The organism is Bacteriovorax sp. Seq25_V, assembly GCF_000447795.1.
Classification (GTDB): domain Bacteria; phylum Bdellovibrionota; class Bacteriovoracia; order Bacteriovoracales; family Bacteriovoracaceae; genus Halobacteriovorax_A.
In genome coordinates, this window is sequence record NZ_AUNI01000020.1 from 62,303 (window position 1) to 81,698 (window position 19,396).

General features: G+C 38.1%; 14 protein-coding genes. 6 read left to right on the plus strand and 8 right to left on the minus strand.

Going from position 1 to position 19,396, the window contains the following annotated elements; translation table 11 throughout:
• Positions 1-59 precede the first annotated feature (59 nt).
• The 6 genes from M900_RS12985 to M900_RS13010 are packed head-to-tail and all read right to left on the minus strand — an operon-like array spanning position 60 to position 7,098.
• A complete protein-coding gene (locus M900_RS12985; protein WP_021275459.1) occupies positions 60-1,832 on the minus strand; it encodes an ABC transporter ATP-binding protein in 1,773 nt (590 codons plus the stop codon).
• 36 nt (positions 1,833-1,868) lie between these two features.
• Positions 1,869-2,480, minus strand: a complete 612-nt coding sequence (gene udk, locus M900_RS12990; RefSeq protein ID WP_021275602.1) for a uridine kinase — start codon at positions 2,478-2,480, stop codon at positions 1,869-1,871.
• Between the two features lie 6 nt (positions 2,481-2,486).
• The gene (gene upp, locus M900_RS12995; RefSeq protein WP_021275657.1) at positions 2,487-3,116 is read right to left on the minus strand and encodes a uracil phosphoribosyltransferase; all 630 of its coding nucleotides are present in this window, start codon (positions 3,114-3,116) and stop codon (positions 2,487-2,489) included.
• 18 nt (positions 3,117-3,134) lie between these two features.
• On the minus strand, positions 3,135-4,334 hold the full coding sequence (locus M900_RS13000; protein ID WP_021275374.1) for a URC4/urg3 family protein: 1,200 nt from the start codon (positions 4,332-4,334) through the stop codon (positions 3,135-3,137).
• Between the two features lies 1 nt (position 4,335).
• Entirely contained in the window at positions 4,336-5,604 is a 1,269-nt protein-coding gene (locus tag M900_RS13005) for a GTP cyclohydrolase II (RefSeq protein WP_021275477.1), read from the minus strand.
• A gap of 12 nt (positions 5,605-5,616) precedes the next feature.
• A complete protein-coding gene (locus M900_RS13010; RefSeq protein WP_021275582.1) occupies positions 5,617-7,098 on the minus strand; it encodes a CoA-acylating methylmalonate-semialdehyde dehydrogenase in 1,482 nt (493 codons plus the stop codon).
• A gap of 296 nt (positions 7,099-7,394) precedes the next feature.
• Between M900_RS13010 and M900_RS13015 the strand changes: the two genes are divergently transcribed.
• From M900_RS13015 to M900_RS13035, 5 genes are all read left to right on the plus strand, one after another.
• On the plus strand, positions 7,395-7,739 hold the full coding sequence (locus M900_RS13015; RefSeq protein ID WP_021275303.1) for a hypothetical protein: 345 nt from the start codon (positions 7,395-7,397) through the stop codon (positions 7,737-7,739).
• Positions 7,740-7,750: 11 nt separating this feature from the next.
• Entirely contained in the window at positions 7,751-8,170 is a 420-nt protein-coding gene (locus M900_RS13020) for a hypothetical protein (RefSeq protein WP_021275388.1), read from the plus strand.
• Positions 8,171-8,300: 130 nt separating this feature from the next.
• On the plus strand, positions 8,301-9,500 hold the full coding sequence (locus M900_RS13025; protein ID WP_021275591.1) for a TolC family protein: 1,200 nt from the start codon (positions 8,301-8,303) through the stop codon (positions 9,498-9,500).
• A complete protein-coding gene (locus M900_RS13030; protein ID WP_021275404.1) occupies positions 9,500-12,586 on the plus strand; it encodes an efflux RND transporter permease subunit in 3,087 nt (1,028 codons plus the stop codon). The genes M900_RS13025 and M900_RS13030 overlap by 1 nt, the downstream gene beginning before the upstream one ends.
• A gap of 29 nt (positions 12,587-12,615) precedes the next feature.
• The gene (locus M900_RS13035; RefSeq protein ID WP_021275524.1) at positions 12,616-12,978 is read left to right on the plus strand and encodes a DoxX family protein; all 363 of its coding nucleotides are present in this window, start codon (positions 12,616-12,618) and stop codon (positions 12,976-12,978) included.
• Positions 12,979-12,982: 4 nt separating this feature from the next.
• On the opposite strand, the gene M900_RS13040 is transcribed toward M900_RS13035, so the two are convergent.
• Both M900_RS13040 and M900_RS13045 read right to left on the minus strand, forming a co-directional pair.
• Complete coding sequence (locus tag M900_RS13040) at positions 12,983-13,687, minus strand: sensor histidine kinase KdpD (protein ID WP_021275325.1); 705 nt, start codon at positions 13,685-13,687, stop codon at positions 12,983-12,985.
• A gap of 10 nt (positions 13,688-13,697) precedes the next feature.
• The gene (locus tag M900_RS13045; RefSeq protein ID WP_255344730.1) at positions 13,698-14,513 is read right to left on the minus strand and encodes an Fpg/Nei family DNA glycosylase; all 816 of its coding nucleotides are present in this window, start codon (positions 14,511-14,513) and stop codon (positions 13,698-13,700) included.
• A 648-nt stretch (positions 14,514-15,161) separates the two neighbouring features.
• On the opposite strand from M900_RS13045, the gene M900_RS13050 reads away from it, so the two are divergent.
• Positions 15,162-19,343, plus strand: coding sequence for a BspA family leucine-rich repeat surface protein (locus M900_RS13050; protein WP_157680660.1), 4,182 nt, complete (start codon positions 15,162-15,164; stop codon positions 19,341-19,343).
• The last annotated feature ends 53 nt before the right edge of the window (positions 19,344-19,396 follow it).

The following is a 19,396-nucleotide window of genomic DNA, read 5'->3' on the forward strand; positions in this document are numbered from 1 at the left end:
TCCAAGTAAATATAATTGAGGGGAGAGAATGTAAAATAGATTGTAAATATTATATTTATCTAATTATTAGATAGGTTCCCGGTTTGAACATTCCAAAGGGCATAGTACATCTTTTTATTTTCAAGGAGTTCTTCGTGTGTTCCTTGCTCGATCACAACGCCTCTCTCTAATACGTAGATAATATCAGCATGCTTAATCGTTGAAAGACGGTGAGCAACCATCACAGTCGTTCTCTCTTTTGTGATATTTTCAAGAGAGCGCTGAATGGCCGCTTCGGTTTCATTATCAACGGCACTTGTCGCTTCATCAAAGATGAAAAGATGCGGGTTCTTTACGAGGGCACGGGCAATTGAGATACGCTGGCGCTGTCCTCCAGAAAGTTTCTGGCCACGCTCTCCAACGATAGTTTCAAAACCTTCAGGAAGATTCTTAATAAAGTCATAGGCCTCGGCCATCTTGGCAGCATTAATAAGATCTTCTTCTGAACGATCAAAACTTCCGTAGAGAATATTGTCGCGAACCGTTCCATGGAATAAGTAGGTATCTTGAGAAACAAATCCGATAAGCGATCGAAGGTTATCTTGTTTCAGGTCGCGGATATCTTTACCATCAACTGTGATCTTTCCCGTCGTCACATCATAGAAGCGAAGAAGTAGTTTCAGGATCGTACTCTTTCCTGAGCCCGTCGTTCCAACTAGTGCGACAGTTTTTCCATTTGGAATCTTGATATTGATATTCTCAAGAACTTTCGCTCCTGTATCATAGCTAAATCCAACATCTTGAAATTCGAGATCACCCTTGAAGTCATCATGTGAGATTGTATCTTTTCCGTCGTTAATTCTCACTACAGTTGAAAGTAGTTCAAGTACACGAGATGTTGAGGCCATCGCTCTTTGGTAGAGGTCAAATGTTTCTCCAAGGCGAGTAAGTGGCCAAAGTAGACGTTGCACAAGAAAGATGAGAACTGAGTAGGCACCAACTTCGATCTTTCCTTCAAATACATAAATTCCACCGAGAACGAGCGCAAAGAGAAAACCACAGAGAACGACCATTCTAATAAGTGGAGAGAATGAAGAGGAGAGTACAATGGCCCTCTTATTTGAATTTGAGTAGCTTAAACTTTGCTTATCAATTCTATTTCTCTCAAAGACCTGCGCAACATAACTTTTAATGGTCATCATCCCAGAGAGGTTATTCACTAGCATTGAGGCCAGTAGTCCCGCTTCTTCGCGAACTCCCATATACTTTGGAGCAATCTTTCTTTGAAAGTAGAAAGATCCCCACAGGATAAATGGGACTGGCAAGAACGATAGGGAAGCGATCGTTGGTGAGATGAAGAAGAAAATAGTTCCAATCGAAATAACTGTTGTGAGAACTTGTAAAATTTCATTGGCCCCAACATCGAGAAATCTTTCAAGTTGATTGATGTCGTCATTTAAAACGGTTGTAAGATTTCCCGTGTTTTGATTTTCAAAGAATGAGATATGAAGCTTTTGTAAATGTTCATAAGTCTCCATTCTAAGTGAGTGCTGAACTTCTTGAGCAATATGTCTCCAGCGTACTTTTAAAAGGAACTCAAAGAATGACTCTAATGCCCAGATGAGGAACGTTAAAAAGCCAAGGACATACATTTGATGGAGATGGTTTTTTACTCCTAATTCTGCAACAAATGAACTCTCTTTTTTGACGACAGTATCGACAGCAAGTCCGATTAGAATTGGTGGGGCAATATCAAAAATTTTATTAAGAACCGAATAGATTGAGGCCTCGATGACCTTCGCTCTCTTCGTTTTAAAGTGTACCCATAGGGATGATAGTGGTGAATTTTCCATAATAACTCCAGTTAGAGGTTATTATGGACTAGTGAACTAGATTAGAGAATTTATTTTTTTTGCCCAAAGCTCCACTTTCTCATCGAAGTTTGTGACGTTAACGATATCATCGGCCACGACCTTTGAAGGCTCAACAAATTCATCGTGCATTGGCTTAACTTGATTTTCAAATTGCGCCTTAACTCCTTCTGGAGTACGACCACGTTCCTTAACATCACGGTTAAGACGTCTTTCAAATCTTAGACCCTCCTCGCAATCAATAAAAATCTTGTAGTCGAGACATTTCACAACTTCAGGTTGAGAGAAAATGAGGATTCCATCGACGAAGATGATTTTCTTTGGAGTAAGAGTAATTGTTTCGGCCTGACGCTTATGAGTCGCGAAATCATAAATTGGAACTTCGATTGTTCTTCCTTCTTTTAGCGTGCGTAGGTGAGTTGCCATTAGAGAGAATTCAAGTGAAGCAGGGTGATCAAAGTTAACTGATCCCCCGTCATGGTCAAATTTATTTGATTGGTCAATATAGTATGAATCTTGGCCAAGTACTTCTGAATTTTCAATACCGAGGCGATCACGTAAACGTCGAGCAAATGTTGTCTTACCTGAACCACTTCCGCCTGCAATACCAATAATCTGTACTTGACTCATAAATTCCTACTTTGTTGTGTTATATAGTCTGTCACCAGCGTCGCCCATACCTGGAACAAGGTAACCCTTATCATTAAGGCCTTCTTCTTTGCTTAGAGCGTAAATTTCTACTTCAGGATGGAAGTAATGTAATCGTTCTAGGCCTTGTGGGCTAACTAAAACTGATAGAAGTGTAATTTTTCCAACGTTATATTGTTTAAGGCGATCGATCGCTGCAATCATTGTATCCCCAGTGGCAAGCATGGGATCTAAAAGAAGTACATCACGACCCTTGGCATTTGGTGGCAGTTTGAAATAGTACTCAACAGTGTTGTTAATAAACTTATCGCGGTAAATTCCAATATGACCAGCACTTGCGTATGGAAGAGTTTCAAGAACACCATCAAGCATCCCATTTCCAGCTCTCATGATCGAGACAACCATCGGGTAGGCCTTTGGTCTGATTCCCTTCGTCTTTGCCACTGGTGTTTCAATATCAAAAGTTTCTGTTTCAATATTTCTCGTCGCTTCAAAAGCTAGGAATTTTCCAATCTCATTCATTAGGCCTCTAAAGCCAATTGAGTTTGTATCTTTCTCACGCATCTTCGTGAGCTTATGTTGTAATATCGGGTGACTGATTAAGTTAAATTTTGACATATCTATAATCTCCTAAAATTAAAATACAGTTCCATCACTATCTAGTTTTAGTGGAGGAGAACTATCCTCTCTCTTTTCCTTCGCAGCAATTCTACCGGCCCACCAAGTTCCACCTTCAAGAACCTTCGCGAGAGGAAATTCTTCAGGAGAGTAGTCCAGACGATCTCTTACGATCTCTGCAATTTTATCAAGGAAAACAACTGTAAGAGCACGCCACTCAATAATGATCTCACTATCTGGCTTATGAGCTACTTCATACATCGCTGGATCTTTTAGTGAAATAAGTCCACGATCAATTAGGAGACCTCCATTTCTATATTCAGCAAGTCCTGTCATCTCACTAACGTCAGTTACTTTTACGCCAGCATCAACAATCGGCTCAATCAGGGAATAAGTAAGCCACTGAGAAAGTTTGTGAAACGGCACAAGAGATTCAAAAGAATTTCTCTCTCCAAGCCCTGGATGTGACCAAACGTCTCCAAGATTTGTTCCATCCATTTCAATTCTTGATGGCCAAATATCTCCGAAGTGTTCAAGCACAGCTTTTAAAAGATCTTGTGCTTTGAATGCCTTTCCATGTTTTTCAATGAGATGATCAACGATATTTCCAGGACGTCCATCTTTAAAGATATCAGCTTTTTTAGAAATTGTTTCCCCAAGGGCTTTCAAAAGACTCGCACGTCCTTCTATTCCCACCAGTGGATTTGATCCACTTACTTGGAAATGCTTTTCAATATCTGAACCCGAAATTGTGGTAAGTTTTGATGCTTCTGCCTTTAGTGTTCCATCAGTTGAAAAAGCACCGGCCATGAACATATGAAAACTTGCAACTCCAAGTCCTTCAGAGCGATTAAAGTCCGTTCCATTTTCATCATACTTCCAAGTCGGACCTGCTCCCGCATCAAGAAGAACAGAAGTAATAGCAAGATCAAGTTTCGTTCTCGCCATTTCTAAAGGATCAACTTTTCCAAGCTTTGCCTCAAGATCTGTCACTCTATTAATTCCACCAACTCTAAAGTGTCCCCAACGTGAGTGAAATGGAATTTTTAGATCTGGATAATTCTTTTTAATTACTTCAAGTACAAAGTTTCCAATCTCTTCAAGCTTTTCCTCATGAAGATTGAAATTTGTTTTTCCATCTTTCGTAAGGTCATAGATCATCATTGTTTTTTCTCTGATGGCCTTTGTACTTCTAATATAGTCAATATTTGTCGACATCTTATTCCTCTAATTTTCGACCTTGTACATTTACAAGCTCTTCTTTTGTTTTAACTTCACCAGCTGTAAAGTAACCAGCGGCCTTCTTCGCTTCCATTTCAACTTGCGCATCAGCTGGAATTAGCTCATCAGGAATTGAAATTCTGTGAGTAACTTCGATTCCACTTCCAACGATAGCGTTGTACTTCATATTAGACATTGAATGAAGTTCATGAATTCTCTTAATTCCAAAGTAGTGTAGTACGTCTGGCATTAACTCTTGAAAACGAGCGTCTTCAACACCTGCCACACACTCAGTTCTCTTAAAGTAAGTGGCGGCCGAATCTCCACCTTCTTGTCTCTTTCTTGCGTTATAAACTAAGAATTTAGTCACCTCACCAAGCGCGCGTCCTTCTTTTCTAAAATAAACAACGATACCAACTCCACCTTCTTGAGCAGTCTTTGCTGCGTGCTCAATTCCGTAAGTCAGGTATGGGCGACAAGTACAAATATCAGAACCAAAAACGTCTGAACCATTACACTCGTCGTGAACACGACATGAAAGATTTATATCTGGATTTGAAAGATCTTTTGGATTTCCAAAAACATATGCTGTTGTTGAACCAATAGGAGGTAAAAGAACTTTTAAGTCTGGACGAGTCACAAGCTCTGGGAACATTCCTCCAGTTTCTTTAAATAGAATTTTTCTTAGTTCACCTTCTTCAATCCCAAGCCTCTTCGCGATCCCTGGAAGATACCAAACTGGCTCAAGAGCAATTTTTGTTACAGCGATATCACCATTTGCCTTGATGATTTTACCATCTGGCTTTAGGCGACCTTTTTCAATCGCATCGTAAATCTCTGGGATTTGTAAGTGCGCCTGAGTAACAGCGATTGTAGGATTGATGTTATAACCCTTATCAAGTTCCTCTTTGAAAACTTTTTGTACGTGTCCACCCCATGGATCAATCGAAACTAGTTTGTCTGGATCAAACCATGACTCAAATGGACCAATATCAGTTGTGGCCTGAGTATTGTGTAAATCAGGTCTGTGTTCTTTTGGATAATTTCCTTGAGCAATTGATAGGGCACGGTAAACAGTATATGAACCACTATGTGTTCCTATCGCATTTCTATTTTCAAGCTCAGTAATAGTTCCAATTACTGGCCCTCTCGCTTTCGGATCTTTTGCACCCCAATGAATTGGAAGTGACTCTTTAAATACTTGGTTTAAGTGTGAAGTAAGCACAACATGGTTGGCCCTTTCAAATTTCATTTCTTTTGTATTCATATTCAACCTCGATTAACTCATCCAGTTGTGGTCGTTTTGCATTGTCCACTTAGTTGTTACTTTTTTAATATCACTCCAGAAGTTCAGAGAGTTCGCACCAGTGATATCCCCAAACCCAAACTTAGATTCGTTAATTCCACCAAAGCTAAACGGCTCACGAGGCACTGGAACACCAATATTAATCCCTACCATTCCGGCCTTCGCCTTTGTTGCCACAAGCTCTGCCATCGCTCCATTATTTGTAAATACAGAACAAGCATTTCCATACTCATTCGCATTTTCAACTTCCATTGCTTCTGAAATATTTTTTACTCTTACGATACTTAGAACTGGCCCAAAAAGTTCCATCTTCGATGCTTTTGAATTTGGATTAACGTTATCGAGAATCGTAGCACCTAACCAGTAACCACCCTCATAGTTCTTATCTGTTGCTTTTTGCCCACGACCATCAAGTAGAAGAGTTGCTCCTTCTTTTACGGCCTCATCAATCGCAGCATTTAAAAAGTCGTATTGTTCTTTCGTAATAAGAGCACCCATCTTGTCTCCACAAGTTGTTTCAAGCGCTCTTTGCTTAATTGCTTCGATTTGCTTTGACGTATCACCAACAGCAAGAAGAACCGAAGCCGCCATACATCTTTGCCCCGCACATCCAGTGAATGAATCAGCAATACCAACTCCGGCCATTTCTGGAGTAGCATCAGGAAGAAGAACAATGTGGTTCTTTGCTCCACCAAGACATAGTGCACGCTTTCCGTGGTTACTTGCTCTTTGATAAACAAGCTTTGCAATTTTTGACGAACCAACAAACCCAACGGCCTTCACGTGCTTATGGTCAATAATACCATTAACAACATCGGCACCGCCATTAAGTACAGTTAGTACACCATCAGGAAGCCCCGCTTCTTTAAGACTATTAGCAATTAGAGTTGAAGTCAGAGGAGTTTTCTCACTCGGCTTCCACACGTAACTATTTCCAAGAACGATCGCGATTGGAATTGTCCACATTGGAACCATCGCTGGAAAATTAAATGGAGTAATTGAAGCGACAACCCCAAGGGCCTCACGACGATACTCGCAGTAAACCCCACGAGAAACTTCCATCTTTCCACCTTGGTCAAGGTTTTGAACAGAAATGGCGAATTCTAAAACCTCAATACCTTTTAGAACTCCCGCCTTTGCTTCACCAAGTGTCTTTCCACTCTCAAGCGAAACCATATTTGAAATCTTATCAATATCTCTCATCAGGATTTGTCTAAAGTTAAACATCACCTGAGTTCTTTCTTTTAGTGGTGTATGTGACCACTTCTTGAAAGCTTCATGCGCAAGTTCAATCGCAGCATTGATTTCGGCTTCTGTTGCGCTATTGATTTCACCCACAACTTTTCCATTATAAGGTGAGTAAACATCAATTTTTTGTCCGCTCCCAGTTTTCCAATTTCCGCCAATCATGTTTTGGCAGTGGATGGTTTCCTTTGGGAATTCAATATTATTCATAAGTTCTCCGTAACTAGTTGATCAAAATAAACAGAAATTATATGAATATTCTTCTCGAAAGCAAAATACGCATAGCGTACAAAGTGCCCCCTTTGAATGGTGTTGGTATTTTTGCTCGGCCTTTGGTGACAATTATCGAGGTGGTTTCATTGTTGACAGTCACAACTGGGGTCGCTGATGACGCGATGTGTGTTAGCTTTTGATCATTTTCAACACCACTGGAAGGGGGCAGTTTTTACAGAGTGGATTTACAGATGAACACTGCCTCGATATAAAGCGCAAAAACGAGGTTAAAAATGAAGAAAATTATAAGCTTAGGGCTTGTTTTGGTTGGATTAAATGCTGCTGGGCAAGATTTGAGAAGTATCTGTGAAAATGCTTACTACGCAACAGGTTACACGAAGCTTCATTCATACAAAGTAACGATTGATTGGGCGAGAATTTCTGATCATGCATTAGTGAAACTTGAGAATATTGTCTATGGCGATATGTTTAAGGTCTTAAAAGAAACTGATTATGCACGTAAGACTGTTTATGAATTAAAGGAAGCGGGGAGTTTCTCTCATGAGCAGTATGTGAAAGCACTTGAAGATTTATCAATTTTATCTGGTAAGAATATTAACTGTCTTTACGATTTATAATGGAGAAAAGAATGAAAAAAATGATTTTATTAGCAATGATGGCACTATCTTTTACGACTTTTGCAGGAACTGTAAATCCAGGTCTTGTTAAAATTTGTTACAAGCAAGCAGCTGAAGCTTGTTATGGTTTAGTAGGTGACCAACTTGCAGATTGTATGAATGAAGAAGTTAATACTTGTATCGACAACTATTCATCACCATTTGCAGTAGACTTCTTTGTTCACCCAAAAGTGTGTGCAATGCAAGCAAAAGCTGAGTGTAAAGGTTACCAAGGTGAAGAGTATAAGCAATGTGTAGATGGAATCATTGCTCTTTGTGAAATGGATTATTCATCAGTAAATAAGTCAGTACCACAATGTGTTGAGCAGTGTGGAATGATTGGAAGCGAAGAAATGAGAAAACTTTGTTTCCAAACTTGTGAAGTTCTTTAACTAATTTTGTCGCCCAGGCCCCTGGGCGATGATTTTTCCTGTCAAAATTTTGTCAATTCTCTTTTAAAAATTGCTGTTCTATCTTTATTACACGTAGAATATTAAAAAATTAATATAATTCGGGGTAGTAATGTTTAAAGTGATTCTTTGTTCTCTAGTGACAGCAGGAGTTTATGCAGCAACACTTGAAAGAGGACTTGAGCTTCTTGAAAAGAACGAGAAAATTAAAAGTGCGGTGATTGATTTTGATCGTGCTGAAAATAATGTCGATTTTTTAAAGGGTAATGTCTATCCAGATGTCAGTCTCAATGGAAATTATTCAAAGCTAGGTCCTGGAACAGGTATTGAAGAGAAAGACACAACTCTTTTATCTGTTAATTTGACTCAGCCTTTATTTAGGGGACTTCGCGAGTTTAAAACAATTGAGGCCTCGAAGCTTTATTCCAAATCAAAGCTATATATTAAAGATTCAATAACAAGGGAACTGAAGAGTTTATTTGTGAGTGAGTACTTCTCGCTACTGTCTCTATATAAAGAGCGTGATCTTACTCAGCGTCTACTTGATCTTTCAAATAAGAGAGTTAACGAGATTAACGATCGAGTGAGAATTGGTAAATCTAAACGTGCTGATCTTTATACTGCAAAATCGCAGGCCTTTAGTGCTGAGAGTTTACTTCAAGAATTAAATAGTAAAATTGAAAAAGCAAAAATAAGTATCTCTCTTCTTGTGAATAAGCAGATGGAGATGACTAATATGATACCTCCAAAAGAAATTAGCGATCTATATGTTCATAAAAACTATGATGGGTATCCAACGTTAAAAACTTATGAGGCCCTCAAAGAGGCGGCGAAGCTTGGTCTTAAGATTTCAAAAGGCGCGCATCTACCAACAGTTGACCTTAAAGCAAATTACTATGCCTCTAAATCTAATCTGCCATCGCAAAGAGATTGGGATGCAAGCGTGGTTGTAACGCTTCCGCTTTATGAAGGTGGAAAGACAAGTGCTGATGTTACAGATAAGGCGCTTGCGATTAATCAAGCAGAGTATGACCTTATGTCTGCTAAAAAATCAGTTGTGCAGATGATCGATACGATTCTTACAGAGTATCAAACAGGGCAAAGGAGAATTGCTCTTCTTTTTAAATCAAAGAATGCGGCGAAGACAAGTTATGAAGAGTTACTTCGTGAATATAATTTAGGCCTGATTACAAACCTTGATGTGATTCAAAGTTTAAATCAGTACATTGATGCTGAGAAGAATTATTATAAAACACTTTATACGGTACAGGCTTCAGCTTATCGTTACAAAATTTTAACGGAGAATATCTAGTGAAGTTAACAGAAATATCAATTAAGAAGCCAGTATTTGCATGGATGATCATGGCATCATTCATTGTTTTTGGTCTCCTTTCCTTCAAAGATCTTGGAGTTTCTGAAAAGCCTGATGTCGACTTTCCCGTTGTAAATATTTCTGTGGGCTGGCCCGGTGCGGCACCTGAAGTTATCGAGCTTGATGTTATCGATCAATTAGAAAGTTCTCTACTTTCTGTTGAAGGTATTAAGTCGATGAACTCACAAGCTCGTCGAGGACGTGCTGACGTTACAGTAGAATTTGATATTGATAAAGATATTGATATTGCAGTTCAAGAAGTACAGTCTGTTTTATCCGCGGCTCAACGTCGTCTCCCTGATGATATTGATCCTCCTGTTGTTAGAAAATCAAATCCTGAAGATCGTCCAATTCTTTGGCTAAGTATTACTTCGAATAAAATGAGTAAAGTTGAGCTGATGACTTTTGTCCGTGATCAGATTAAGGATCGTTTTCAAACGGTTGATGGAGTTTCTGAAGTTATTCTTGGTGGTTATGTTGATCCAAGTCTACGCGTTTGGGTTAATGACGAAAAGCTTGCGAAGTTTGATCTTTCTGTACTTGATGTGGTTGGGGCGATTGGACGCGAGCATGCCGAGTATCCCGCAGGAATTTTTGAAAATCCGAAAGAAGAGTATAATGTTCGTGTTCTTGGGGAATCTGATAATATCGAAGACTTTGAAAATGTTACAATCAATCAGCGTGGTGGAGCCCCGATTTATACTCCGCTATCTTTGAAAGATATTGCAAAAGTTGAAGATGGTCTTGATGATGTTCGAAGAATATCTCGAGTTAATGGGGCTTCTTCTATTGGTTTAGGTTTTAGAAAGAAGCGTGGATCAAATGCGGTTGATGTTGCGAAGGGTGTTAAAGAGAAAATGGCCCAGGTTGCACCAACTCTTCCAGATGGAGCAGAGATTGGAATTAACTATGATGGGACAGTCTTTATCGAAGACTCGATAGAAGAACTCAAATTCACGCTTATTCTTTCTGGAGTTTTAACGGCCGCTGTTGTTTGGGTTTTCCTCGGATCTTTTGGGGCCGCATTTAATATCATGCTTTCAATTCCAACTGCGATTATCGCGACATTTATGGGGCTAAAGTTTTTTGGCTTTACGCTAAATACTTTTACGATGCTTGGTTTAACCCTCGCGGTAGGTCTAGTTGTTGATGATAATATTATGATTCTTGAAAATATTTCAAGAAAGTACAAGGGCGGACTTTCAAAAATTAAGGCCTCGTTGATGGGGACCAAGGAAGTTTCATTTGCCGCTCTTGCGGCATCGACGGCAATTATCGCAATCTTTATGCCGCTTGGATTTATGAAAGGAATTACGGGGAAGTACTTCTTTGAATTTGCCATTACAATTTGCGTGGCCATTGGATTCTCATTTATTGATGCCGTTACTTTAACTCCAATGAGAACTTCATTTATGCTTGGTGAAGATAAGGAAGAAGGGAAGAGGTGGATTGATCGAGTGATGAACTGGATGGAAGATCTTTATCACCGTTCTCTTGTTTTTTGCTTGAAATTTAAGTGGGCCGTATTAGGAGTTTCATTTTTAATTTTCTCTTCGACATACTTTATTTTTAATTCTTTAAAACGTGAGTTCGTTCCTCCTCAAGATCAGTCACGCCTTATTATCTTTATGAAAACAAAGGCCGGCTCTTCTCTTGAATATACTCAAGAGAAAGTTAGAGAAATAGAAAATCTTCTGATGAAACAAGAAGAACTCAAACGCTACTTTGTGGCCATTGGTGGCTTTACTGGCACTGAATCTAATACAGCATTTGGATATATTACTTTAAAACCAGTTGGTGAGCGTCCAGTGAATGCCAAGCTTGGAAAAAAACTGACGCAACAGGAATTTGCTGATTACTTAAAAGGTGAGATGAGAGCGAATGTTAAAGGAATTATGGCCTTTATTCGTGACCCATCTCTTGGTGGTTTTGGTGGGGGGAGTGATTACCCAATCGAATTCAGTTTAACTGGTCCTGATTTTGGTGTGCTACAAGAGCTTTCAGAAAATATGAAAACGAAACTTGAAGAATCTAAACTTATGGTCGAGGCAGACTCGAACTTTAAAGGTTTGATACCTGAAGTTCATATTCTTCCAGATAGGAAGAAGGCCCTTGAGCGTGGTGTGGCCATTGATCAGATTGGTAAGACTATTCAATCGATGGTTTCTGGTGTTGTTGCTGGAAAATTTTCAAAAGGTGGAAGACGTTACGATATTAAAGTAAAAGTAACTGATGGTGACCTGAAGGAAATTTCTGATATTACAAAGATCAAAGTTAGAAATAATAGAGGACAGCTGATTCCTTTATCTGAAGTAACAAAAATTGAAGAGGTGAAAGGACTTCTTTCTGTAACGCGAGAAGATCGCGCACGTGCCGTTCGTCTGACTGCGAACCTTGCCCCTGGTGTGGCGCAAAGTGATGCTCTTGAGTATATTGAAACTAAGCTTGCTAGTGAATTACCGCCGGATTATAGCTTAATCATCAGTGGTTCTTCTAAAACTTATAATGAGTCATTTGAGAGTTTAGTTTTTGTAATCGTTTTAGGTTTAATGATTGCTTATATGATTCTAGCATCTCAGTTTAATAGTTTTGTTTCGCCGTTAACAATTCTTGCGGCCCTACCATTTAGTTTTACGGGAGCGTTTATAGCACTCAAGCTTGGGGGACAGACACTAAATATGTATTCGATGATTGGACTTATTCTTCTTATGGGTATTGTAAAAAAGAACTCAATTATCTTAGTAGATTTTACAAACCAGCTTCGTGCTGAGGGATTAGGTGTTAATGAGGCACTTTTAAAGGCCTGTCCAATTAGGCTTCGTCCGATTTTCATGACTTCGGTTTCAACAATTGCGGGAACAATGCCTGCAGCTCTTGCTTTAGGGCCAGGGGCCGAGACAAGAATTCCAATGGCCCTTGCGGTTATTGGGGGACTCTTATTCTCGACAGTTCTAACTTTAATTATTGTGCCATGTATTTATAGTATAATGCCAGGACATGTGAATGAAGAGAGATCATTGATTTAATTTAGAGGAAATATTACCAAGGAGGGGAAATGAAATTAGATTTTGGATTATTATTTTTACGAGTTTCAAGTGGACTACTAATGCTCCCGCATGGTTGGTCAAAACTTTCTGGATTTACGGCAAAGATGAATACCTTCCCTGATCCTCTTGGAATTAGTTCTCAAGCGTCTCTTACTGGAGCAGTATTTGCAGAGTTTTTCTGTGCAATACTTCTTGTTCTTGGAATTAAGACAAAGTGGGTAACAATCCCTCTTATCTTTACAATGTTAGTGGCCGCTTTCGTGGTACATGCTTCTGATCCATGGAATAAAAAAGAATTTCCACTTCTTTATGCAGTAATTTTTGCGACACTAACGATGACTGGTGGCGGAAAATTCTCAATTAAAGAGTAATTTTTTAGAAGCGGTGAAACTTAAGTTTTACCGCTGTTCCTCTCTTATGCTCGGCACTTTCTTTGGTCCACGAGTTTACGATAAGACTTCCATTCAATTTTCTCATGAGGCTTGAGACAATTGGAAAACTCATACCACTTCCTATTTGTCCGTCAGTATCGGCCGTGTAGATGCGATCAGTGAGTGAGTTGATTCGGTAGAGTTGATCTGCATCCATCCCAATTCCATAGTCTCTGATTTCGATGATGTTGTAATCGGCCGTTTGTGAGAGGCGAATATGGATAGTTGAGCCGTGTGGGCTAAACTTTATCGCGTTAGATATTAGGTTATCAAAAATAAACTCTTCAAAAATAATCCCATCCCCATAATTAATGGCGGCTGTTGTTTGATTTTCAAAGTCTATTTTTTGTTCTTTTTTGTCAGCATGTCTTTTTAGTTTATCAATAGAGGCCTTGAGGGGAGTGGATACTTCGATCTTTCTCCACTTATTGCCTTGGTAGAAGTTTAGAAGAATAAGTTGATTGATTTTTTTTAATGATTTGGTAACCGTATCAACCTTTGACTCAAGGTTCATCAGTCGCTTCTTTGTGTCTTCGTTTGTTTCACTTGCGATGATAGTGTCAAAATCGCGATGGGCCTCAAGTAGTGTTTGATGAAGATTTTCATTAAGATTTTTGAGGTCTAATTCATTTTCAAATACTCTACTCATTTTGATACCTTTATTTTTGACACTTCGGACAGTAGTAAGTTCCTCGTGTTGCAAGTGTGATCTTTTTTACATCTGTCATTTTACACATTCCACATTGCTTTTGGTAGAAAACAACGAGATTTTTTACACCTTCTCCCTTGTCTCCATAAGCGTCCTGATAGCCCCCCGAAAATGTTGTCCCTCCAGTGGTGATGGAGTCATCAAGCACTAGGTGAGTGGCATCAACGATGCGTTCAAGGTCTTTGGTGGAGAGTGTTTTCATCTTTCGCGTGGGCCTAATTCCTGCACGTGCGCAGATTTCTGAGGCCATATAATTTCCAATGCCACTGAAATAATTTTGCTCGAGCATAAAGGGCTTTATGACTTTTTCTGGTCGAAGTTTTTTAAGAGTGAGGAGGTAGTCAAGATTAAAGGCCTCGGTCGAGACATCGGGACCTAAGCGCGTCAACCACTGGGCCTCGCCTTCTTCAGTGAGAAAGTACATCACACCAAAACGGCGTGGATCAACATAACCCAAGTAAAGTGGTCCCTTTGAATTCTTTCCAATGAAAGTAACGTGGGTGTGCTTGACGTCAATTGGAGTAGTACTAATACGCCATGAACCCGACATGCCAAGTCCTGAGATGATGCGACGATTATCATCAAGGAAGAAGCGCAAAACTTTTCCATATCTCTCGACTTTAAGTATTTTAAATTTTTCTATTTCAAATTCTGGGTCTTTAACGATGGACTTGCTGACTTTTGAAAATATCACTTCCTCGACATCCATCGGGATGACTTTGGAGAGTTGGGACTTGATGGTTTCGACTTCTGGAAGCTCTGGAATAGCTTACCCCTTGATTAATTTAGTGTTTAGACGATTTATCTTAGCTTGAAATATTTTATTTCTCAAATCGTTTTTAATGAAAGGATTACAACAGAACTAAGAGAACAGAACAAAAAAATGAGAAGCAAAGTATTGGCACCCGCCGTATCAGCAACAGAGTTTTTTATAAATGATTTTTAATTGTTATGTGTTTATATTCCCTCAGCTTTAATGAGTATTTTGTTGAGATTTGAAATGAATCAGAGGGTGTTAAAAAATAAGACTCTATGAAAGTGTAATTCTTTCTTAAAACAGATTGTCCTAAGATATTGAATAAATTTAGATAAATAATTAATTTTTTCAAAAATTTTTCCGATAATTACATTGAAATGTAAAATGGCACTTTTAGCATCGAGTCGGGCATTTTACCTTACAAGGTAAAGTGGTATTTTCGAAAACCACCAACAACAAATTTCTTGTTCCTACTCATAAAGTTTGCACTAACAAAAAGCCTTGTGTACATAATTTCAGTACCTTAGGTACTGTGTTGCAATAATTCTTAGATACTTTAAAGTTTTATCTTACAGTAGATATATAGCCGATAAGTAATAGTCTAACTTTTGATTTTATTAAGAGGTTTTTTTGTTGAACTTGTTAAAGATTTTAAAATTGTCGTTACTACTAGCTTTTTTAATTGGATGTACTCCGTCTGCAGGTGTAAATAAAGTTTCAAGGGGAGATAGCGGGACGACTTTGACTCCAGATGGCTTAAGAGATCCAAAACTTCCGGATACACCTCTTCCTGAAGATAAAAATAAGCCTCCAAAAATTGATCAGATTGCAGACGCATTCGTTTATCTTGGAGATAGTTTTACAGCAGATGCAAATGATGGTGGAGATGATAAGGACATTGATAATGATGTCTTAGTTTACTCTTGTTTTGTCGATCAGAATATCGATGGTAATGTTTCAAAACCAGCTAAGAAATGTCGTGAAGAGGGAATTTCTTTTAATGCCCAAAATGGTGTTCTTTCATGGGTACCAAATACGAAAGGTACTTTTGAGATAGAAATTATCGCATCAGATAAAGAGCTTCAAGATGGAGAAATTTTTGTTTTGTCTGTAATTGAAAGAGATTCTCCTCCGCCAGCTATTAATAATCCTCCAAATTTAGAACCTGTGCCTACGCAATTAGTTTATATTGGGGACACTTTAAAAATTGATATTGATAATGTTGGAACAGGGGACGTCGATATCGATGGAGATCGTTTATGGTTCGGTTGTCTCTATGATGAAGAAGTAGATGGATATGTAGAAGTACATAAGAATACAAAGAGATGGTGTAAAGACATTGAAGGTGTTAGCGTAGATACAGCAACTGGTTTAATACGTTGGTCACCAGTAGCTGGTCAAGAAGGTGAGTTTGAATTTGTTGCTTACGTAACTGATGGTCTCGATCGTCAAAGTGATCAGAAATTTGATAAGGAAATATTTAAAATAAGAGTGCTACCAAAGATATCTAACAAGTCACCGAAATTGGATTCTATTACAAATAAAATTATTAAAGTTGGTGAAGTTTTAAACTTAGATTTTAATGATGGTGGTAACGATACTGATATTGATGGAGATCCTCTTTATTATAGTTGTGTTTATGATAAGACAGTTGATGGTATCGTAAAAGATAGTGGCGCAGGGGTGAAGTGGTGTGGAGCACTAGGCGGTCCTTTAAATACATCAACAGGTCAGATGACTTGGATGCCTACTGAAGAACAGGTAGGGACTTATGAATTTATGGCTCGTGCATCCGATTGGAGACAGGGGAAGACTGATTATCTAATTGATCGAAAAATCTTTAAAGTAACAATTGTTAGTGAAAACATCAATAACCCTCCTGTAGTTGACCCGATATCAGATCAGACTTTAAAAGTTGGTCAGACTTATGAATTCAAAATTACAGATGGTGGAGATTATAAAGACGTAGATGGAGATGATCTTTGGACAGGCTGTTTCTTTGATCAAGAAGTTGATGGAAGTGTGGTGATTCATGATGCTCAGACTAGAAAATGGTGTAATGAGTTAGGAGTTAAAACAGATAGTTTACGTCCAGGTGTATTTATTTGGGAAGTTAAGGAAGAGCATATAGGTAAGTTTGAATTTGTTTTTCATGTAACGGATGGACCAACAAGAAAAACGAAACAAAAGAATACACAAGAGTACGTAGTATTTACTGTTGAAAAAGGATCAGTAAATAATCCCCCGAAAATAGATCCAGTTGAAAATAGAACGATAAAAGAAGGAGAAACATTATCTCTTGATTTTAACGACGGTGGAGATGATAAAGATAGTGATGGTACGGGACTAGTATATACTTGTAAAGTAAACGGATCTAGCTGTCCTAATTTTTCAACTTCAAGAGGGATGTTGAGTTTTGTGCCATCTCAAGTTGGAATTTATAACTTTGTTATATCAGCAAGTGATACCGTATTAACTGATTCAGTTTCATTTATTCTTACTGTTCAGGACAAAGACGGAGGAGATCCTCCTGTTGCAGATGATTTTAGGTTAGATCCAATTTTAGACAAGTATACTGTTGTGAAAGGTCGAAATCATACAGTTGTAGTTCAAGTTGGTGGTTCATATAAGTATGAAGGACAATGGTTAAATTATTCTTGTACGTATGACCGTGTTGTTGATGGAAGTGTTTCAAGTGGTCAGAATTGTCAATTATTACCAACAGGTCTTCTGATGCTTTCTAGTCTTCTAACGGATTATGGTGCCTATGAGATTAAAGTAACTGCATCAGTTAATGGTAAATCAGCTTCGAAAGTATTTGTGATTAATTCTGTTCGAGAAGAAGAGGCCGCTCTAATTTTTAAATGGAAGTCAAATTCGCAAGTAGGTTTTGCAACGAGATTTTTTATAGGTAATGATAGTGATGCCAGAAAAATGAACTTCTTTGTAGATTGGGGCGATGGAACAATTACTCAAAACTCTAATTTACATACATATTCGGAAACTAATAAAGAATATACAGTTAAAGTATGGGGAACTTTGACAAGTATGAATTTTTGTACAGATAGAACAGGGATGAGAACGAATGAACCACCTCCACACTATGTGACAAAGATTTTGCAAATTGGAGATTTAGATTACTCAAAAATACCTGGGTTTATAAATTGCCCTAATCTCTACTCAGTTAACTTGTCTAAGGCAAACACTCTGAATGTAACAAACATGGACAATGCATTTGGACAATGGGGTAGTGATTCTTCACGAATAATTAATGAACAAGAACTCATCGGACTTGAAAATATAGATACTTCTAAAGTTACTTCAATGGCAGGGATGTTCAATAATGGAAATTTGCTGATGACGACTCTCGATTTAAATCACTTTAACACAAGTCGAGTAATTAACATGGCGGGTATGTTTAGGGAGTTGAGCTTCTACGTTTATCCAGCTGGACCAAATCCGAATCAGCAATGGTGTCTCAATGGATTAAATTCCATTATGTGTGAAGGGAAAGGTGTTCAAGAAATCAAGTTTGATCGTTGGAATACTTCTAATGTGAAGAATATGACAGGTATGTTTTATGGTGCACGAATGATAAAAGGATTAGATATTTCTCATTTTAATACAGATAAATTGCAAAATTTGGATCCGATTGTTGAAGAGTTTGGTAAGAAACATGGTCAGACTTTTACAATTGATCCGAATAAATGTGGATCTAATTCACCTAATCATCCTGTTTCAGGTGTTAGAGATATGTTTAGGCAAATGTCTTCTCTTGAGCAGTTAAATGTTAAAAATCTTAATACCTCAAACCTTTACTGTCTCGATGGTACATTTGCAGAACTTCCAAAGTTAAAAGAATTGGACTTAAGTCATTTGCAGACCCAAGAGATTAGAAGTATGAGTAATACTTTCTATATGACGCCATTATCACCAAAAGGGTTGGATAATTGGCAAACACCTAAGTTACAAGTTCTAAATGGGACATTTATGGGACGTGGAGAACAGTCCTTTAGGTTTCCAAGTTGGGATACATCAAAAGTTGAAAGTATTATTAATCTATTCTCTACTTCAAAATCTATTCATATCGATATGTCTTCATTTGATTCTAGTAGTTTAGTAAGTATTAAAGGTCTATGTAATGGTTGTTGGTATTTAAAGAATTTTAAATTCTCTCTAACGGACTCAAGTCAATTGCTTGAAGTTGCGGGATTATTTAATGATGCCTATCGTTTACAAGAAGTTGATCTATCAAGTTTTAATATAAATTTTAAAGAGAAAAAAGAGCAATGCGAGAAAGTCTCTCGCGCATCTGAGTATGAGAGATGGTGTGAGATATTTTCAAAAAAAGATGCTTATCAAGCAAATGATCCTAATACCAAATACACAGACGAGTACCTGAGAATTTGGTGGTATGAGTTAACTATATATGGAAAACTTGGAGATTATGGAAGCAATTTAGGAAAAAACTATTCACTTCAAAAAGTTCGTCTTCCATCCGGATACAATTTTGATTGGACTCGTCAGTGGTATGATAATACGAACGAATTAATGAAAGAAAGGTTTAGAGCTACTTATGTTGGGCTTTCTATTTTAAGAATTCCATTCATACTTGAAATTGATACAGCTGGTAATATGCATCTTGCTTGTCCTGGTGAGGAATTTTTACAAGTAAACAATGAGATTGGTCGCTATGTAGGACAAGATTGTCTAACGCTAGATGATTGGAAAGATCATGTGAAAATCTATGCAAATTTTGAGAATGAAAATAAAAGGCAAGAAATGGCCGGATATTTAGCTGGGAAAGTTCTTCGATTTGATGATTATGATTCTGAATAGAGTGACTCCGCTCTTGCAGACGCCTTCGAGAAAATGTTAGGAGAATAGAAATA